Source organism: Pseudomonas sp., from assembly GCF_030690725.1.
Classification (GTDB): Bacteria; Pseudomonadota; Gammaproteobacteria; order Pseudomonadales; family Pseudomonadaceae; genus Aquipseudomonas.
The window spans coordinates 1-18,968 of sequence record NZ_JAUYGD010000004.1 but is presented as its reverse complement, the minus strand read 5'-3'; the positions used below and the strand labels follow the sequence as shown (position 1 = coordinate 18,968).

Below are 18,968 nucleotides of genomic sequence, written 5' to 3'. Positions count from 1 at the left end.
GAGAATTCTTGGCGATAACCGCTTCAACGGAGGAGCATCCCCCATGCGCACCCAGCACCAGAGCCGTCGCGAACTGGACAAGATCGACCGCAATATCCTGCGCCTGCTGCAGGAGGACGGACGCATATCCTTCACCGAACTGGGCGAGCGGGTCGGCCTGTCGACCACGCCCTGCACCGAGCGGGTACGCCGCCTGGAGCGCGAAGGCATCATCATGGGCTACCACGCCCGCCTCAACCCGCAGTACCTCAAGGCCAACCTGCTGGTGTTCGTCGAGATCAGCCTGGACTACAAGTCCGGCGACACCTTCGAGGAGTTCCGTCGCGCCGTGCTCAAGCTGCCGCATGTGCTGGAGTGTCACCTGGTCTCCGGCGACTTCGATTACCTGGTCAAGGCCCGGATCAACGAGATGGCCAGCTACCGCAAGCTGCTCGGCGACATCCTGCTCAAGCTGCCACACGTGCGCGAGTCGAAGAGTTATATCGTCATGGAAGAGGTCAAGGAATCGCTGAAGCTACCGATTGCGGAGTGATCCAGGCGCAAGCTGTTCGCGCTTGATTGCTTGCGGCTGGCCGCTGCTAGACCAGCACCTGACGGGTGCTGGCGATCAGCTGATGTACCTGCCGCTCGACCTGCGCCTCGACCGGCGTCTCCGGCCCGCGACCATGGGGACAGGGCAGGCTTTTAGTCGTGCCGAACAGACGGCAGATCAACGGCCGCTGCTCATACACCTCACAGCCCTGCGGCCCGAGGTGCACACAGTTCAGCTCGGCCAGCGCGGCGTCGTGCGCCGCGGCGCTTTTCACCGGCAGGCGGGCCATCTCCTCGGACGAGGCGGTGACCGGTCCGCAGCAGTCGTGACAGCCGGGTACGCAGTCGAAACGCGGAATCTGCAAACGCAGCTGATCGATCTTGCGGCCGGTACAACTCATCGCTAGTGTCCTGTGGAAATTCCGCGCATCTTAACCCCGCTTGCCGTCAGTTTGCCGCCGAATGACCGGTTATCCCGACGGAAACCATGTTTTTTGCCTCTCCCCACTTGGCGGCGAGCAAAGGCCGCGCTTATCCTGCGTAAAAATTTCCAAACATAACAATCAGGATTTCACACATGAACGCCCGCGTTCGCCAACCGGTCCACAACACCCAGCACGCTGCTTCCTACTACGCCGCCAGCATCAACCGGCAACTGGCCTACCCGCCGCTGCGCGGGGAACTCAGCGTCGATGTGTGCATCGTCGGCGGCGGTTTTTCCGGGCTGAACACGGCCATCGAACTGGCGCAGAAAGGCTTTTCGGTGGCGCTGCTAGAGGCGCACAAGATCGGCTGGGGCGCCAGCGGGCGCAACGGCGGCCAGCTGATTCGCGGGGTCGGCCATGGCGTCGAGCAGTTCGAATCGGTGATCGGCGCCGACGGCGTGCGTGAACTCAAACTGATGGGCCTGGAGGCGGTGGAAATCGTCCGCCGCCGGATCGCGCAATACACTATCGATTGCGACCTGACCTGGGGCTATTGCGACCTGGCCAACAAACCCAGCCACCTCGATGCGTTCGCCGCCGAGATGACGGAGCTGCAGATCCTCGGCTATCGCCATGAGCTGCGCCTGCTGCAACCGGAGCAGATGCACGAGGTGGTCGGCTCCGACCGCTACGTCGGCGGCCTGATCGATATGGGTTCCGGCCATCTGCACCCACTCAACCTGGCCCTGGGCGAAGCCGCCGCTGCTCAATCATTGGGCGTGCAACTGTTCGAAGACTCAGCGGTCAGCCGCATCGACTATGGCTCAACGGTCAAGGTGCACACCGCCCAGGGCGTGGTGCGCGCGGCTCATCTGGTGCTCGGCTGCAACGCCTACCTGAATGGACTGAACACTAACCTGGGCGGCAAGGTGCTGCCCGCCGGCAGCTATGTGATCGCCACCGAGCCGCTGTCCGAAGCAGAGGCGCGGGCAATCATTCCGCAGAATATGGCGCTGTGCGACCAGCGCGTGGCGCTCGACTACTACCGCCTGTCCGCCGACCGGCGCCTGCTGTTCGGCGGCGCCTGCCACTATTCGGGGCGCGACCCGGCGGACATCGCCGGCTACATGCGCCCGAAAATGCTGGCCGTGTTCCCCCACCTGCAGGATGTGCAGATCGACTACCAGTGGGGCGGGATGATCGGCATAGGCGCCAACCGCCTGCCACAGATCGGCCGGCTCAAGGGCCAGCCCAACGTCTACTATGCCCAGGCCTACTCCGGCCACGGCGTCAACGCCACCCACCTGGCCGGCAAACTGCTGGCCGAGGCCATCGCCGGCCAGGCCAGCCAGGGCTTCGACCTGTTCGCCCGAGTGCCGCACATGACCTTCCCCGGCGGCAAGCACCTGCGCTCGCCGCTGCTGGCCCTGGGCATGCTCTGGCACCGCCTCAAGGAGCTGTTGTAGGCACAGCCGGTACGCCTGCCAAGCTGCAGAGCGGGATGCTCACAACCTCTCAGGGTTTCCACAGCGTCCAGATCGGCCGCAAGGCTTCGAGGTTGGCCTCTACCCGGGTCAGGCCGATGTCGCGCAGCTGCGCATCGGTCAGCCTGAGCAGCGCCCGGCGGGTACCCAGCCGGCGCCAGAACAGCAGCCAGCGCGACTCACCCGCCACAGGCGCCGGACGGCTGCTCGCCGGCTCATTCGTCTCCACTGTCAGCCCTGCATCGCCAAGCCCGTTCATCACCTTTCTCCTGCTCGAAAGCACCCTGGGAGATCATGATGAACGCCGGACAAAAAGCATGACAGATTCAAAAATATCTTATTAACTGCATACAGGTGGCGCTTTAAAGCCGCTGAATTGTGGATTTATGCAGCATCTGTATTGCTTGTCTTATTAGCGCTAAAGAATCAGGGCAACTGTCATGACCCTCTACGTCAACCTGGCCGACCAACTCGGCGCCCGTATCGAGCAAGGTCTGTACCGCCCAGGCGACCGATTGCCTTCGGTGCGTGCCCTCAGCCTCGAGCACGGCGTCAGCCTGAGCACGGTGCAACAGGCCTATCGCTACCTGGAAGACCGGGGCCTGGCCATCCCACGGCCGAAGTCCGGTTATTTCGTGCCGCTCGCGCGCGAAAAGCCGGCGTTGCCGATGGTCAGCCGCACGGCGCAACGGCCGGTGGATGTCTCGCAATGGGATCAGGTGCTCGAGCTGATCAGCGTCCCGCCGGGCGGCGAGGTGATCCAGCTGGGCCGCGGCCGCCCGGATGTCAGCAGCCCGACGCTCAAACCCCTGCTGCGTTCGCTTTCCCGCCTGGGCCGCAGGCAGGACCTGAACAGCCTCACCTACGGCTGCATTTATGGCGACCAGGGCCTGCGCGAGCAGGTCTCGCGACTGATGCTCGACTCGGGCTGCCAAATTCCCTATCAGGACATCGTCATCACCACGGGCTGCCACGAAGCGTTATCCGCCGCGATCCGCGCGATCTGTCAACCCGGCGACATAGTCGCGGTGGACTCGCCGAGCTTCCACGGGGTCATGCAGGCGTTGAAAGGCTTCGGCATGAAGGCCCTGGAATTGCCCACCGACCCGCTCACCGGGATCAGCCTGGAAGCCCTGGAGCTGGCCCTGGAACAATGGCCGATCAAGGCCATACAGTTGACGCCGACCTGCAACAACCCGCTCGGCTACATCATGCCGGACGCCAACAAGCGGGCCCTGCTGGCCCTGGCGCAACGCTATGACGTGGCAATCATCGAGGACGACGTCTACGGCGAACTGGCCTACAGCTACCCGCGTCCGCGCAGCATCAAGTCCTATGACGAGGATGGCCGCGTGTTGTTCTGCAGCTCCTTTTCCAAGACCCTGGCGCCCGGCCTGCGCATCGGCTGGATCGCCCCCGGACGCTACCTGGATCGCGTGCTGCACATGAAATACATGGGCACCGGCAGCACCGCGCAACTGCCGCAACTGGCCCTGGCCGAATACCTCGAGGCCGGCCACTACCAGCCGCACCTGCGGCGCATGCGCAGCCAATACGCTCGCGGTCTGGAGCAGATGGTCGACTGGGTCAGTCGTTATTTTCCGCCCGGCACGCGAGTCAGCCGGCCGCAGGGGAGTTTCATGCTCTGGGTCGAGCTGGACCCGGGCTTCGACAGCCAACGCCTGAACCGAATGCTGCGCCCGCACCAGGTGCAGATCGCCCCGGGCAGCATCTTTTCCGCCGCCGGCAAGTACCGCAACTGCCTGCGCATCAACTACGCGGCCAAGCCCAGCGCAGAGATCGAACAGGCGGTGCGCCGGGTCGGCGAGAGCGCCGCCGAACTGCTGGCGCAGCTGGGCTAATCGCCGCGCACTGGCGCGGCCGAACCAAACTGGTCGTCGGCGCCCTGACCGCGCCAGGCCAGCACCACGAACACGGCGGCGCCCAGCGCCATCAGCAGCGGCAGCGCATGGCCGCTGACCCACTGACTGACTGCACCGGTGGCCAGCGGGCCGATCAGGCAACCGATGCCCCACAGCTGCGCGACATGGGCATTGGCGCGCACCAGGGCATCGTCACGGTAACGCTCGCCGATCAGGATCAATGACAGGGTGAACAGGCCGCCGGCGCTGGCGCCGAACAGCACCAGCAACGGCCAGATCAACGCCGTGTGCAGCAGCAGCGGAATCGCCAGACTGGCGCACAGCAGAATCACCCCGCACCCGCGGAACAGGCTGCGCCGCGACATGCGGTCCGCCAGCAGACCGATCGGCAGTTGCAGGGCGGCATCTCCGACCACCACCACGCTGACCATAAACAGCGCCACCTCCTGGGTGAAGCCCTGACGCAGGCCGTAGATCGGCAGCAACGTCAGCAGCATCGCCTCGAAGCCGGCGAACAGCATCACCGCCCAGGCGATGGCCGGCAACTTGCGGCAGAACGCCAGCAGGCCACGCCCCGAAGCGCTGTGGCCATCCACCCGCGGCGCGCCCGTGCGTCCCAGCAGGAGCAGCGAGCCACCGATCAGCAGGCCGACGCCGAACCAGAAACCCTTATCGGTGGCTGTGCCCAACGCGGTCAGCAGCAGCGGCCCGCACAGCTGGCTCAACGCATAGCCGGTGCCATACAGGGCGACCAGGCGGCCGCGCCATTTCTCCACGGCCAGTTGGTTGATCCAGCTTTCGCCGAGGATGAACACCACGGTCAGCGCCACGCCGATCAGCAGGCGCAGCAGCAGCCACACCGCATAGTTCTGCATCAGCGCCAGCAGCCCCACGGACAGGGCGCCGACCAACAGGCACAGCTGCATCAGCCGGGTGGTGCCGAAGTACGCCGCCAGCCGGCCCGCCAGGGACGCGCCGAGCAAGATGCCCACCGCCGGAGTCGCCGCCATCACGCCGATGGCGAAGGAGTCGTAACCCCAGCCATCCAGGCGCAGCGACACCAACGGCATGGTCACCCCGAGGGCCAGACCGATGCTGATGACCGCCGAGCAGACCGCGAAATAGGTACCCCAACGCATTGCCAGACTCCTTTATGTCGTGGCCCGGAACAAAAAAAACGGCCGGGTTTCCCAAGGAAACCCGGCCGCAGGTGTGGCTCATCAGGAGCCGGCCCCGAGGGGCGGACCTTCAGGCAGTTACCCGCCTGTCGCTTATCGACGTTACAGCTTGATCCAGGTGGCTTTCAACTCGGTGTACTTGTCGAAGGCGTGCAGCGACTTGTCGCGGCCGTTACCGGACTGCTTGAAGCCGCCGAACGGCGCAGTCATGTCGCCGCCGTCGTACTGGTTGACCCACACGCTGCCGGCGCGCAGCGCCTTGGCGGTCAGGTGGGCCTTGGACAGGTTGCTGGTCCATACCGCCGCCGCCAAGCCATAAGGTGTGTCGTTGGCAATCTGTACCGCTTCTTCCGCCGTGTCGAAGCCGATCACCGAGAGCACCGGGCCGAAGATCTCCTCGCGGGCGATGCGCATGGCATTGTTCACCCCGTCGAACACGGTCGGCTCGACGTAGGTGCCGCCGCTCTCCTCCAGCACCCGCTTGCCGCCGGCCACCAGCCTGGCGCCGTCGTCGTGACCGGCCTGGATGTAGCCGAGCACATTGTTCATCTGGGTGGTGTCGACCAGCGCCCCGACATTGGTCGCCGGATCCAGCGGGTTGCCCGGTTTCCAGGTCTTGATCGCCTCGACCACCATCGGCACGAAGCGCTCCTTGATCGAATTTTCCACCAGCAGGCGCGAGCCGGCGGTGCACACTTCGCCCTGGTTGAATGCAATGGCGCCGGCCGCGGCTTCGGCGGCGGCCTGCAGATCAGGCGCATCGGCGAAGACGATATTCGGGCTCTTGCCGCCGGCTTCCAGCCAGACGCGTTTCATGTTCGATTCGCCGGCGTAGACCATCAGCTGCTTGGCGATCTTGGTCGAACCGGTGAACACCAGGGTGTCGACGTCCATGTGCAGGGCCAGGGCCTTGCCGACGGTGTGACCGAAGCCCGGTAGCACGTTGAACACGCCCGCCGGAATACCGGCCTCGATGGCCAGCTGGGCGATACGGATGCCCGTCAGCGGCGATTTTTCGGACGGCTTGAGGATCACCGAGTTGCCGGTAGACAGTGCCGGGCCGAGCTTCCAGCAGCTCATCAGCAACGGGAAATTCCACGGCACGATGGCGGCGACCACGCCGATCGGCTCGCGGGTCACCAGGCCCAGTTGATCGTGCGGGGTGGTGGCCACTTCGTCATAGATCTTGTCGATCGCCTCGCCGCTCCAGCGGATCGAGCGGGCGGCACTGGAAACGTCGATGTTCAGGGCATCGCTGATCGGCTTGCCCATATCGAGGGTTTCCAGCAGCGCCAGCTCTTCGCCATGCTGCTCGATCAGGTCGGCGAAGCGGATCATCACGTCCTTGCGCTTGGCCGGCGCCAGGCGCGACCAGATGCCGGAATCGAAGGTTTTGCGAGCGTCCTGCACCGCCAGCTCGGCATCGGCCAGGTCGCAACTGGCGACCGCTACCAGCAGGCGCCCGTCCACCGGACTGATGCACTCGAAGGTCGCCCCGGAAACCGCCGCACGGTATTGGCCATGAATAAAGGCGCGGCCTTCGATTTTCAGGGTTTTGCCGCGCTGTTCCCAGTCGGCACGAGTCAGGCTAGTCATTCGAGCATCCTCTATCAGTAAAAAGTACCGCGGCGTCGGCACGCGCACTGTCAATAATTCTGCAAGGCCGGCGAGGGCCAAATCCTGCCGGCCACACTAAACCAGAGGGCTGCACCTTTTCAATATTTTTTACAAAGCGTGGCAAACCCCCTTGTCACGTTCGTTTTATTAAACATAGACTGCGCCAAATCGCTCACCTGCCCCTTTCTTCGCGCGTCTGGACGACTAGCATGACGACCCTCAACAACGCTCATGTGAATAGAATAACCAACAACCTCGACGAGGTCTGGCGGCCTTCAGCGCCAATCGTCAATTCAAGGCCAAACCACGCCTGCAGGGCAGCACCGAAGGCATGTATTCACCCGCACTGATCGCGACAAAGGCGCAGCTTGATACCCTGGTGGAAAATCTCGCAGCCTCGATCCAGTAAGCCAGCTAACCGCCCCGACCCGGAAGCCCAGCATGACTATCGAACAGATCCTCGACTTCGCCCACGCCAGCACCGCCCCCGAGTACTACCACCCGGCGCCGGAAAAAATCCTCGCGGGCGATCCCGAGCAAAGTGTGCGCAATCATTACGGCAGTCCGTGCGGCCAGTTCAACGCCGGCATCTGGGAAGGTGCGGTCGGCCAGTGGACGGTCAGTTACAGCGAACACGAATACTGCGAAATCCTCGAGGGCGTGTCCGTGCTGCGCGATGCGCGCGGCAACGCCAAGACCGTGCGCGCCGGTGACCGCTTCGTCATCCCTGCAGGGTTCGAGGGCACCTGGGAAGTGCTGCAAGCCTGCCGCAAGGTCTACGTGATCTTCGAACCCGCAGCGCACTGACCGGCTCTATTCATGCGTCACCCTTTAGCCCGCGCTGAGCGGGCTTTTTTTCGCCTGTGCATGGCGGGCGCGACAGTGCGGCCGCAACCCACCCAAGCAGTCTGGCGATAAATCGCCGGCATGAAAAAGCCCGCCATGCGGCGGGCTTTTTCGACAAGAGCGGGGATCAATTACTTGATCTTGCCTTCCTTGTAGATCACGTGCTTGCGTACTACCGGATCGAATTTTTTGATTTCGATTTTGTCCGGAGTGGTGCGCTTGTTCTTGTCGGTAGTGTAGAAATGACCAGTACCGGCACTCGAGATCAAACGGATCAGTTCGCGCATGACTTACTCCTTAAACCTTTTCGCCGCGAGCACGCAGCTCGGACAGAACGACGTCAATACCACGCTTGTCGATGCAACGCATGCCCTTGGCAGAAACGCGCAGACGCACGAAACGGTTCTCAGACTCGACCCAGAAGCGGTGATGCTGCAGGTTCGGCAGGAAACGACGACGGGTTTTGTTGTGTGCGTGGGAAACGTTGTTCCCAGTTACCGGACCCTTACCGGTAACTTGACAGACTCTCGACATGCCTCAGCCCTCTAAAACCACATGCCCAACCCGGCATGGGTTGGCCGCATAAACTCAATATCATTGGCGCTCGGCGCCGCGTATCTCGAGGGTCTTACCAGCTGCACAGCAAAGCGCAAGTACCGGGCCCCTACAAAAGAGCGCTGCTTTATACCAGAAAGCCCAGGGTGCAACAAGGCTAAACGCACTTTCGACCCGCATGCGCCGACTGCGCAACAGCGGCTTCCAGGCCGGCAGCGCAGGCGACAGGGCCAGCCTACCGCTCGTCGACAAGTTTGCTGTTGCGGCCGCGCGTTATGGGCTAGGGTGAAACTTCTGTCGGCGCGCCTGGTGCGCGCACACCGCATTATCAAGGAGTCTGTCATGCGCCTCGCCACCCAAACGCTGCTATTGACCGGCCTGCTGAGCCCGCTATTGGTTCAGGCCGCCACGCTCAGTGTCTGTACCGAAGCCAGCCCGGACGGCTTCGACGTCGTGCAATACAACTCGCTGACCACCACCAACGCCTCGGCCGACGTGCTGATGAATCGCCTGGTGGAGTTCGATGCCGGCAGCGGCCAGCTGCTGCCCAGCCTGGCGCAGAGCTGGGAGGTCAGCGCGGACGGCCTGAGCTACAGCTTTGTCTTGCGCGAAGATGTCGCCTTTCACGAAACCGACTACTTCAGCCCCAGCCGCCCGCTGACCGCCGACGACGTATTGTTCAGCTTCCGGCGCATGCTCGACCCGGCCCACCCCTGGCACAAGACTGCGCCCGGCGGTTACCCACACGCCCAATCGATGCAGTTGCCCAGCCTGATCGAAAGCATCGACAAGCTCGGCGAGCACGCCGTGCGCTTTACCCTGAGTCGCCCCGACGCCACCTTCCTCGCCACCTTGAGCATGGGCTTCGCCTCGATCTATTCCGCCGAGTACGCCGACCAGCTGCTCGCCGCTGGCACTCCGCAGCGGCTCAACAGCCAGCCGATCGGCAGTGGGCCCTTCGTCTTCAAGCGCTTCCAGAAAGACGCAGTGGTGCGCTATGACGCCAACCCCGAGTATTTTGCCGGCAAGCCCGCGGTGGAGCGCCTGGTGTTCGCCATCACCCCGGACGCCAATGTGCGCTTGCAGAAGCTGCGCCGCGGCGAATGCCATATCGCCCTCTCGCCCAAGCCGCAGGATGTGCAAGCCAGCGCCGCCGATGCCGAGCTGAAGAGCGTGCACACGGCGGCCTTCATGACCGCCTTCGTCGGCATCAACAGCCAGCATGCGCCGCTGGATAAAACCGCCGTGCGCCAGGCGATCAACCTAGCCTTCGACAAAGCCAGCTATTTGCAAGCGGTGTTCGAGAACAGCGCCGAGGCGGCCAACGGCCCCTATCCGCCCAACACCTGGAGCTATGCCGCAGAACTGCCCGGTTATGCCTTTGATCCGGTCAAGGCCCGCACCTTGCTGGCCGAGGCCGGTCTGCCCGAGGGTTTCAAGACCAGCATCTGGACCCGCCCCAGCGGCAGCCTGCTCAACCCCAACCCGAGCCTCGGCGCCCAGTTGCTGCAAGCCGACCTGGGCAAAGTCGGCATTCAGGCCGAGATCCGCGTGATCGAATGGGGCGAACTGATCCGCCGGGCCAAGGCTGGCGAACACGACCTGCTGTTCATGGGCTGGGCCGGCGACAATGGCGACCCGGACAACTTCCTCACCCCGCAATTCGCCTGCGCCTCGCTCGAATCGGGGCTGAACTTCGCCCGCTACTGCGAGCCACAACTGGACAAGTTGATCGCCGCCGGCAAAACCACCAGCGACCAGGCGCAGCGCAGCCAGATCTATCAGGACGCGCAGCGGATCATCCAGCAGCAGGCACTGTGGCTGCCCCTGGCCCACCCGACCGCCTACGCCCTGCTGCGCAAGGAAGTCGAGGGTTATCAGGTCAGTCCCTTCGGTCGCCAGGATTTCGCCAAGGTGCGGATCACGCCATAGCCTTGCCTTTGTGGGAGCGGCTGGGCGGCGCTCCTTTATCAGCCGCGAACAGGGTGTCGCGGCTGAAGCCCCTCCCACACAAGCTCGCTCAGCAGTAACCCGGCTGGAGCAGTCTTGACCGCGAATCGAGGCAGTTCAGGGATTTCGCGGCCAAGGCTGCTGCCACAGGGGCTGCAAGCCCCGACTATAACCAGCCGTACTCGGCCATCGACAGCGGCTCGCCGTCGCCGACGATGAAGTGATCGAGCACCCGCACATCGACCAGCTCCAGCGCTTCCTTCAGACGCTTGGTCAGCACCCGGTCCGCCTGACTCGGCTCGGCCACGCCCGAAGGATGGTTATGGGTCAGGATCAGCGCCGCGGCGTTGTGCGCCAGGGCACGCTTGACCACCTGGCGGGGATAAACGCTGGCGCTGTCGATAGAGCCGTGGAACAGCGCCTCGAAGGCCAACACCCGATGCTTGGCATCGAGAAACAGGCAACCGAACACCTCATGCGGCTCATGCCGCAGCAGGGCCTTGAGGTAGTCGCGTACCGCCTGCGGACTCTCCAGCGCCGAATCGCGCCGCAGCTGTTCGGCCAGGTGCCGGCGGGCCATCTCCAGCACCGCCTGCAGCTGGGCGAACTTGGCCGGCCCCAGCCCCAGACGCCGGCTGAAGGACGGCAAATCCGCCTGCATCAAGGCGCGCAGCCCGCCGAAATCGCCGAGCAGATGGCGCGCCAGATCCACCGCGCTCTGCCCGGCCACGCCGGTGCGCAGGAAGATCGCCAGCAATTCGGCGTCGGTCAGGCTGGCGGCCCCCTGGGCCAAAAGTTTCTCCCGCGGGCGTTCCGCCGCGGGCCAATCACGAATGCTCATAGCACCTCCCTGTCGAGCCCTGCGCCTGCCCACCTGAAACGGCCCTGCGGCCTTGGTCCGGCAAGCACCCTGCGCCGCTTTTCCACTGCGGCGGCTGTGCTATCTTAGCCCATCTTTTTACGCGGCGACGGGCCTGGGGAGGCGTCACCGCCGCGACGCACATCCACCCAACTATAAGAAGGCAGGCCTATGCAGCGGCTGTATCGAAAACGCATCGTTCTCGGCGTGGGTGGCGGCATTGCCGCCTACAAGAGCGCGGAGCTGGTTCGTCGCCTGCGCGATCTGGGCGCTGACGTGCATGTGGTCATGACCCGTGGCGGCCGCGAATTCATCACCCCGCTGACCCTGCAGGCCCTGTCCGGCCACCCGGTGCACCTGGATCTGCTCGATCCCGCCGCCGAAGCCGCCATGGGCCATATCGAGCTGGCGCGCTGGGCCGACCTGGTGCTGATCGCCCCGACCACTGCCGACCTGATGGCGCGCCTGGCCCAGGGCGTGGCCGATGACTTGCTGACCACCCTGGTGCTGGCCACCGATGCCCCGGTCGCCCTGGCGCCGGCGATGAACCAGGCGATGTGGCGCGATCCGGCCACCCAGGCCAACGCCCAACTGCTCGGCGCGCGCGGCATCCGTCTGTTCGGCCCCGCCGCAGGCAGCCAGGCTTGCGGCGACGTCGGCCTCGGCCGCATGCTCGAAGCCGACGAGCTGGCGCAATGCGCCGCCGATTGTTTCCAGAATCAGGCCCTGACCGGCAAGCATGTGCTGATCACTGCAGGGCCGACCCAGGAAAACATCGACCCGGTGCGTTACATCACCAATCACAGCTCCGGCAAGATGGGCTTCGCCCTCGCCGAGGCCGCCGCCGAAGCCGGCGCCAGGGTCACCCTGATCAGCGGCCCGGTGCACTTGCCGACCCCGGACCGGGTCAGCCGCATCGACGTGGTCAGCGCCCGCGACATGCTCGCCGCCTGCGAAGCCGCCATGCCCTGCGACCTGCTGATCGCCGCGGCCGCGGTCGCCGATTACCGCCCGGAAGTGGTTGCCCAGCACAAATTGAAGAAAGACCCGGCCAGCGGCGACGGCCTGCTCCTGCAAATGGTGCGCAACCCGGATATCCTCGCCACCCTGGCAGGACGCACCGACCGACCGTTCAGCGTCGGCTTCGCCGCCGAGACCGAGAACCTGCTGGGCTATGCCTCGCGCAAGCTGCAGGACAAGAACCTCGACCTGATCGTCGCCAACGACGTGGCCAACCCGAGCATCGGCTTCAACAGCGAGGAAAACGCCATCACCATCATCGATCGCGACCTCCAGCAAAGCAGCTTCGCGCAGACCAGCAAAGGCAAGATCGCCCGCCAACTGCTGGCCTTTATCGCCGACCGCCTGCAGCGCAGCTGATGCCCCCATTCACCGACCGCAGAGCCTGACATGCACGCCTTACAAGCCAAAATCCTCGACCCGCGCCTGGGCAGCGAATTCCCCCTGCCGCAATACGCCACCCCGGGTTCCGCCGGTCTCGACCTGCGCGCCATGCTCAAGCAGGAACTGATCCTCGAGCCCGGGCAGACCGTGCTGATCCCCACCGGTCTGTCGATCTATATCGGCGACCCCGGCCTGGCGGCGCTGATCCTGCCGCGCTCGGGCCTCGGCCATAAACACGGCATCGTCCTCGGCAACCTGGTCGGCCTGATCGACTCGGACTACCAGGGCGAGCTGATGGTGTCCTGCTGGAACCGTGGGCAAAGTGCCTTCAGCATGGCCGTCGGCGAGCGCATCGCCCAGCTGATCCTGGTGCCGGTGGTGCAGGCGCACTTCGAGCTGGTCGAGGAGTTCGACGAGAGTCAGCGCGGCAGCGGCGGTTTTGGCCATTCCGGTAGTCACTGAGCACCACTTTCAAGAAGAACCGCCAACAGGCAGGAAGAACCGCCAACAGGATGAACCGCCAGGGAGACGTTCGATGAAACGCTTCAAGCGCACTGCCAAGGATGCCAACGCCACCAGCACCGGCAAACAGACCGCCAGCGCCCTGTTGCCAGGCCTGCCGGCGGTCATCGGCGGGCTGGCTCTGGCCGCCGCGCTGCTCTGGTTCGGCCTGCTCAACAACGTGCAGCAACAGCAACAGCAGCAACTCACCCAGGCCTGGGGAGGCGCCCAGGCCGCCGCGCTGCAACAGGCGTTGCTGCAACTGGCCGCAGACACCGGCGCCGCGGCGCGCAATCCCGAGTTGCTGCAGGCCGTGCAAAGCCGGGACAGCCAACAGCTGCGGGCGGCCGAACGCAACCTGCGCTACTGGGGTGGCGTGGTCGATGCGCACCTCAATGGCCGCGGCGAAGCTGTTCAGGACATGGGCCGGGACGCGCCGATGAACTTTGCCGCGCTGGACATGCTGCGCCGCGCGGAAAACGGCCAGACGCCTGCTGCCGAGGCCTACAAGATCGGTCAGCGCTGGCTGGTCTACAGCGTGGCGCCACTGCGCCAGGGCGATGATCAACCCGCGCAGGGCACGCTGCTGCTGGCCGTCGAGCTGAATCGCCTGCTGGCCAATTTGCCGTCGCTACCGGCCGACGTCGGCCAACTGCAACTGCTTCAGCAATTCGGCAATGACGCCGACCAGGTGTTGACGCAACGCGGCCAGGCCCAGGGCGAAGCACAACGTTTCGATAGCGGCAACCCGAACTGGCAGCTTGGCTTCACCCCCGGCCCGCGCCTGAGCGCGATGGCCTTCTCGCCCACCTTGCCGGCCCTGGCGACGCTGCTCGCACTGGCGGGCGCCCTGCTCGGCCTCTACCTGGTGTACAGCGGCCAGCAACGACGCATGCATCAGGATGCATTGCAACTCGAACGACTGGTTAAAGAACTCTCAGCCGGTAAAGCCGTCAAAGCTTTCAGCCTGAGCCTGCCGGCGCTCGACAGCCTGGTAAAAACCCTGGCGCGCCTCTCGCGCCACACCAGCAAAACAACGGAAAACCCCAACAGCGCCGGCAGCGCTTCGCCCGCAGCGGTACCCAGCCAGACGGCCGGGTTGATCGACCCGCTGTTTCAAGACACCGATATCCTCGATATCGACATTCTCGACGAAGACCAGGATCTCCTGGGACTGGAGCAACCCCCCGTTATGAACAGCCTAAATTCAGCACCAAAAGTGCCCGCCGACATCTTTCGCGCCTACGACATTCGTGGCGTGGTCGGCAGCAGCCTGACCGCGCAAACCGCCTACTGGATCGGCCGCGCGATCGGCTCGCAGAGCCTGGCACAGGGCGAACCGAATATTGCGGTAGGCCGCGACGGCCGCCTGTCCGGCCCGGAGCTGGTCGAACAACTGATTCAGGGTCTGCTCGACTGCGGCTGCAACGTCAGCGATGTCGGCATGGTGCCGACCCCGGTGGTCTACTACGCCGGCCATATCCTCGCGGGCAAATCCGCGGTAATGCTCACCGGCAGCCACAATCCGCCGGATTACAACGGCTTCAAGATCGTCATCGCCGGCGACACCCTGGCCAATGAACAGATCCAGGCGCTCAAGACCCGCATCGACAACAACGATCTGGTCAGCGGCGTCGGCACGGTCGAGCAGGTCGATGTGCTGGAGCGCTACTTCAATCATATCCGCGACGACATCGCCACGGCCAAACCGCTGAAGGTGGTGGTCGACTGCGGCAACGGCGCCGCCGGGGTAATCGCCCCACAGCTGATCGAAGCCCTGGGCTGCACGGTGATTCCGCTGTTCTGCGAGGTCGACGGCACCTTCCCCAACCACCACCCGGATCCGGGCAAGCCGGAGAACCTGATTGACCTGATCGCCAAGGTCAAGGAAGAGCAGGCCGACCTCGGCCTGGCCTTCGACGGCGACGGCGACCGGGTCGGCGTGGTGACCAACAAGGGCACCATCATCTACCCGGACCGCCTGCTGATGCTGTTCGCCAAGGACGTGGTGTCGCGCAATCCCGGCGCCGACATCATCTTCGACGTCAAATGCACCCGCCGCCTGACCCCGCTGATCAGCGGCTACGGCGGCCGACCGGTGATGTGGAAAACCGGCCACTCGCTGATCAAGAAAAAGATGAAGGAAACCGGCGCCCTGCTGGCCGGCGAGATGAGCGGGCATATCTTCTTCAAGGAGCGCTGGTTCGGCTTCGACGACGGCGTCTACAGCGCCGCCCGCCTGCTGGAAATCCTCAGCCAGGACAAGCGTGACGCCGAACAAGTGTTCGCCGCCTTCCCCTGTGATATATCCACACCGGAAATCAATATCCAGGTTACCGAACAGAGCAAATTCAGCATCATCGACACCCTGCAGCGCGACGGCCACTGGGGCGAAGCCAACCTCACCACCCTGGACGGCGTGCGCGTCGACTACCCCAAGGGCTGGGGCCTGGTACGCGCCTCCAACACCACGCCGATGCTGGTGCTGCGCTTCGAGGCCGACAGCGAGGAGGAGCTCGAGCGCATCAAGGAAGTCTTCCGCGCCCAGCTGTACAGCGCTGCACCCGATATCACCTTGCCATTTTGATTGAGATTAGCCATGGAGCCCCGCATGACCCTCGAACGTGATGCCGCCAGTAACATCGCCAAGGTTCTGTCCGAAGCGTTGCCGTATATTCGCCGCTTCGTCGGCAAGACCCTGGTGGTCAAGTACGGTGGCAACGCCATGGAAAGCGACGAACTGAAAACCAACTTCGCCCGCGATATCGTGCTGATGAAAGCGGTCGGCATCAACCCGGTGGTGGTGCATGGCGGCGGTCCGCAGATCGGCGACCTGCTCAAGCGCCTGTCGATCGAGAGCCACTTCATCGACGGCATGCGCGTGACCGATGCGCAGACCATGGACGTGGTGGAAATGGTCCTCGGCGGCCAGGTCAACAAGGACATCGTCAACCTGATCAACCGCCACGGCGGCAGCGCCATCGGCCTGACCGGCAAGGACGCCGAACTGATCCGCGCCAAGAAGCTCACCGTGACCCGCCAGACCCCGGAGATGACCCAGCCGGAAATCATCGACATCGGCCACGTCGGCGAAGTCATCGGGGTCAATACCGACCTGCTCAACATGCTGGTCAAGGGTGACTTCATCCCGGTCATCGCGCCGATCGGCGTCGGCGCGCAAGGCGAGTCTTACAACATCAACGCCGACCTGGTCGCCGGCAAGGTGGCCGAAGCCTTGAAGGCCGAGAAACTGATCCTGCTGACCAACATCGCCGGCCTGCTGGACAAGCAGGGCGAGGTGCTCACCGGCCTGACCACCGAACAGGTCGACGACCTGATCGCCGACGGCACCATCAACGGCGGCATGCTGCCGAAGATCCGCTGCGCCCTCGAAGCGGTCCAGGGTGGCGTAACCAGCGCGCACATCATCGACGGCCGGGTGCCCAACGCGGTGCTGCTGGAAATCTTCACCGACAGCGGGGTCGGCACACAGATCTGCAACCGCAAGCGTCGCTGAGCGCATCCGCTCGCGCAGACGTAGCCTGGATTAGCTCCAGCGCAATCCGGGAGAGGGTTTCCCGGATTGCGCCCAGGCTTCTTTCATTGGGCTACGACGCTGCAAAAAAATGGTTCTTCGCATAGTTTGGGGAAAGTGCCGGTTGACACCGGACTGGCAAGTTTGTGTGCGGCGCGGCAAATGGCGCGGCATGGCCGATTATCGCGTGTACTGGGCGTTTGGGTTGCGCCCCTCACGGGCACCACACCTTTCTTGCTTGCCCAAGAAAGGCGTGCCAAAGAAGGGCACCCGGCATCCGGCGCCGCTCCGGGGGCCGGCTTACAAGGGCCATCCCTGGCCCATTAAGCCTCTCGCCGCATCCATGCGGCTCGTCCCCCTGCGCAACACCTGCACTCGGCCTGCTGACGGGACCGGGTCGCGAGCTTGCAGGATTTGCGCAAGAACTGGATTGCTGGCGTCTGCGCTTTTGTTCTTGAACTGCGGTCGTGCAGACACCTCCCAAGTCCCCTTCAGGAGGCCGAGTGGAATCGCCGCGTAAGGGGTTGAGCGACATGGATGTCGCGAGAGCCGCGATGGGCCATGGATGGCCCTTCGCGGCGTGCCCCTGGAGCGGTGATGGAAAGAGGGAACCCCGGCGCAGCCGGGGCCGGATGGTGGGGTGCCCTTCTCTTTGGTTACTTTCTCTTGGGCAAGCAAGAGAAAGTGACTCGCCCGTGAGGGGCGAAACCCATCAGGCCAGACGGCACGGTAATGGATAGAGCCAAGTCATCGGCAACGCACACTTATTTGCCAGTCCGGTGTCAAGCTCAACGTCCCCGCGATAATGCGAAGAGCCAAAAAAAATCGCCGGCTCGGACCGCCAGCTAGCGCCGCTTGCCCAGCAGCTCGGCGAGCCGCTGGCGATCGGCCGCGAAGCTGGCCTGCGCCTGTTTGCGCGCTTCCTGGTAGCGGGCAATGTCCTTGTACTGACGCAGCTGTTCATCTTTCTGGTTGTCGATCTGCGCCAGCAGGTGCTCCGGCACTGCCCGCCCGGCACGCTCATGATCCGCCGCCTGGCTCTGCAAGTTGTCCTGCTGCAGGCGCGCCGATTGCAAGTTGCTGCGCGCCACACCGATCAACCCATCCAGCTCGACCAGCTTGCGATCGCGGGCCCGGTCGATGTCCTCGGGCGTGCTGTACAGGCGCAGCAGTTGGGCATCGGAACTGATGCGGGCCTTGTCGGCCAGCAGACGCTGCATTTCCTCGGCGCTCGGGGCCGGCGGGATGACCTTGATCACCCGCCCCTGATCATTGAGCACCTCATAGCCCTTGCCGATGAACTCCGGCGGCACGCCCTGACGACCGAGCACGGTAACGCCCTGATCATCGGTATAGCGATACAACTCGGTGGCGCCGACAACAAGCGGCAGCAGCGAACCGAACAACAGCCAACAGCGGAGCAGAGTCGGTTTGCGCATCGAGACAGCACCCTAGGTCGAGGAGTCAGATTCCATATTCGCCGCGGTAGGCTTGCACCGCCGGCAGATACTGCTTGAGTTCGGCATCGTCTGCCAGGTATTCCAGCACCAGCTCGAGCGACACGATGCTCACCACCGGCATGCCGAAATCGCGCTCGACTTCCTGGATCGCCGACAGCTGGCCCTGACCACGCTCCTGACGATTCAGCGCAATCAGCACACCTGCGGCCTGCGCACCCTGGGCCAGGATGATCTGCATCACCTCACGGATCGCGGTGCCGGCGGTGATCACGTCGTCGACGATCAGCACCTTACCGGCCAGCGGCGCACCGACCAGCGTGCCACCTTCGCCGTGATCCTTGGCCTCTTTGCGATTGAAACACCAGGGCACATCGCGCTGATGATGTTCGGCCAGCGCCACCGCGGTGGTCGCCGCCAGCGGGATGCCCTTGTAGGCCGGGCCAAACAGCACATCGAAGGGAATCCCGCTGTCGACCACCGCCGCGGCGTAAAAGCGCCCCAACCGGGCCAGCGCCAGACCGCTGTCGAACAGCCCGGCATTGAAGAAATACGGGCTGGTACGCCCCGACTTGAGGGTGAACTGACCGAAGCGCAGAACCCCGCGCTCAATGGCAAAACGAATGAAGTCGCGCTGGTACGCTTGCATGAAAAGCCCCGGACGGCACGGATTTAGCTAGGAATTTAGCTTATTGGAGACGAGCTCGGGTATCATACACGCACGTGTTTTTAGGGGCCATTTA

18 protein-coding genes are annotated in these 18,968 nt (G+C 64.1%); 9 read left to right on the top strand and 9 right to left on the bottom strand.

Translation table 11 applies throughout. The features are described 5' to 3' along the window. The first annotated feature begins 43 nt into the window (after positions 1-43). Positions 44-532 (top strand): Lrp/AsnC ligand binding domain-containing protein, encoded by a 489-nt coding sequence (locus Q8O69_RS00505; protein ID WP_305588927.1) that lies wholly within the window; start codon positions 44-46, stop codon positions 530-532. A gap of 46 nt (positions 533-578) precedes the next feature. Here the strand turns inward: Q8O69_RS00505 and Q8O69_RS00500 are convergent, their stop codons facing one another. Next, complete coding sequence (locus Q8O69_RS00500) at positions 579-932, bottom strand: YkgJ family cysteine cluster protein (protein WP_305588925.1); 354 nt, start codon at positions 930-932, stop codon at positions 579-581. Positions 933-1,108: 176 nt separating this feature from the next. Here Q8O69_RS00500 and Q8O69_RS00495 point away from each other — a divergent pair, with 176 nt between their 5' ends. Beyond that, entirely contained in the window at positions 1,109-2,422 is a 1,314-nt protein-coding gene (locus Q8O69_RS00495) for an FAD-binding oxidoreductase (protein ID WP_305588924.1), read from the top strand. Between the two features lie 49 nt (positions 2,423-2,471). Here the strand turns inward: Q8O69_RS00495 and Q8O69_RS00490 are convergent, their stop codons facing one another. Then, entirely contained in the window at positions 2,472-2,699 is a 228-nt protein-coding gene (locus Q8O69_RS00490) for a DUF1127 domain-containing protein (RefSeq protein WP_305588923.1), read from the bottom strand. A 181-nt stretch (positions 2,700-2,880) separates the two neighbouring features. Between Q8O69_RS00490 and Q8O69_RS00485 the strand changes: the two genes are divergently transcribed. Continuing rightward, positions 2,881-4,302, top strand: a complete 1,422-nt coding sequence (locus Q8O69_RS00485) for a PLP-dependent aminotransferase family protein (RefSeq protein WP_305588922.1) — start codon at positions 2,881-2,883, stop codon at positions 4,300-4,302. Here the strand turns inward: Q8O69_RS00485 and Q8O69_RS00480 are convergent. Both Q8O69_RS00480 and Q8O69_RS00475 read right to left on the bottom strand, forming a co-directional pair. Then, a complete protein-coding gene (locus tag Q8O69_RS00480) occupies positions 4,299-5,462 on the bottom strand; it encodes an MFS transporter (RefSeq protein ID WP_305588920.1) in 1,164 nt (387 codons plus the stop codon). The genes Q8O69_RS00485 and Q8O69_RS00480 overlap by 4 nt on opposite strands. Positions 5,463-5,603: 141 nt before the next feature. Next, a complete protein-coding gene (locus tag Q8O69_RS00475) occupies positions 5,604-7,097 on the bottom strand; it encodes an aldehyde dehydrogenase (RefSeq protein WP_305588919.1) in 1,494 nt (497 codons plus the stop codon). A 462-nt stretch (positions 7,098-7,559) separates the two neighbouring features. Here Q8O69_RS00475 and Q8O69_RS00470 point away from each other — a divergent pair, with 462 nt between their 5' ends. After that, complete coding sequence (locus tag Q8O69_RS00470) at positions 7,560-7,925, top strand: cupin domain-containing protein (RefSeq protein ID WP_305588918.1); 366 nt, start codon at positions 7,560-7,562, stop codon at positions 7,923-7,925. Positions 7,926-8,095: 170 nt separating this feature from the next. Here the strand turns inward: Q8O69_RS00470 and rpmG are convergent, their stop codons facing one another. Beyond that, positions 8,096-8,251: a 50S ribosomal protein L33 gene (gene rpmG, locus Q8O69_RS00465; protein WP_007894709.1), complete on the bottom strand. Its 156-nt coding sequence runs from the start codon at positions 8,249-8,251 to the stop codon at positions 8,096-8,098. Between the two features lie 10 nt (positions 8,252-8,261). Continuing rightward, complete coding sequence (gene rpmB / locus Q8O69_RS00460; protein WP_010489195.1) at positions 8,262-8,498, bottom strand: 50S ribosomal protein L28; 237 nt, start codon at positions 8,496-8,498, stop codon at positions 8,262-8,264. A 363-nt stretch (positions 8,499-8,861) separates the two neighbouring features. Here rpmB and Q8O69_RS00455 point away from each other — a divergent pair, with 363 nt between their 5' ends. Then, positions 8,862-10,451, top strand: a complete 1,590-nt coding sequence (locus Q8O69_RS00455) for an ABC transporter substrate-binding protein (protein ID WP_305588917.1) — start codon at positions 8,862-8,864, stop codon at positions 10,449-10,451. A 184-nt stretch (positions 10,452-10,635) separates the two neighbouring features. On the opposite strand, the gene radC is transcribed toward Q8O69_RS00455, so the two are convergent. Further along, the gene (radC, locus tag Q8O69_RS00450; RefSeq protein ID WP_305588916.1) at positions 10,636-11,310 is read right to left on the bottom strand and encodes a DNA repair protein RadC; all 675 of its coding nucleotides are present in this window, start codon (positions 11,308-11,310) and stop codon (positions 10,636-10,638) included. A gap of 189 nt (positions 11,311-11,499) precedes the next feature. Between radC and coaBC the strand changes: the two genes are divergently transcribed. From coaBC to argB, 4 genes are all read left to right on the top strand, one after another. Next, a complete protein-coding gene (gene coaBC, locus Q8O69_RS00445; RefSeq protein ID WP_305588915.1) occupies positions 11,500-12,708 on the top strand; it encodes a bifunctional phosphopantothenoylcysteine decarboxylase/phosphopantothenate--cysteine ligase CoaBC in 1,209 nt (402 codons plus the stop codon). A gap of 30 nt (positions 12,709-12,738) precedes the next feature. Then, positions 12,739-13,194 carry a dUTP diphosphatase gene (dut, locus tag Q8O69_RS00440; protein ID WP_305588913.1) on the top strand — a complete coding sequence of 152 codons (456 nt, stop codon included), beginning with the start codon at positions 12,739-12,741 and terminating at the stop codon, positions 13,192-13,194. A 1,231-nt stretch (positions 13,195-14,425) separates the two neighbouring features. Continuing rightward, positions 14,426-15,820, top strand: coding sequence for a phosphomannomutase/phosphoglucomutase (gene algC / locus Q8O69_RS00435; protein WP_305589106.1), 1,395 nt, complete (start codon positions 14,426-14,428; stop codon positions 15,818-15,820). 24 nt (positions 15,821-15,844) lie between these two features. Further along, positions 15,845-16,750 carry an acetylglutamate kinase gene (argB, locus tag Q8O69_RS00430; protein WP_305588911.1) on the top strand — a complete coding sequence of 302 codons (906 nt, stop codon included), beginning with the start codon at positions 15,845-15,847 and terminating at the stop codon, positions 16,748-16,750. Between the two features lie 863 nt (positions 16,751-17,613). Here the strand turns inward: argB and Q8O69_RS00425 are convergent. Beyond that, a complete protein-coding gene (locus tag Q8O69_RS00425) occupies positions 17,614-18,207 on the bottom strand; it encodes a DUF4124 domain-containing protein (RefSeq protein ID WP_305588909.1) in 594 nt (197 codons plus the stop codon). A gap of 25 nt (positions 18,208-18,232) precedes the next feature. Next, entirely contained in the window at positions 18,233-18,874 is a 642-nt protein-coding gene (gene pyrE / locus Q8O69_RS00420) for an orotate phosphoribosyltransferase (RefSeq protein ID WP_305588907.1), read from the bottom strand. Positions 18,875-18,968 lie beyond the last annotated feature (94 nt).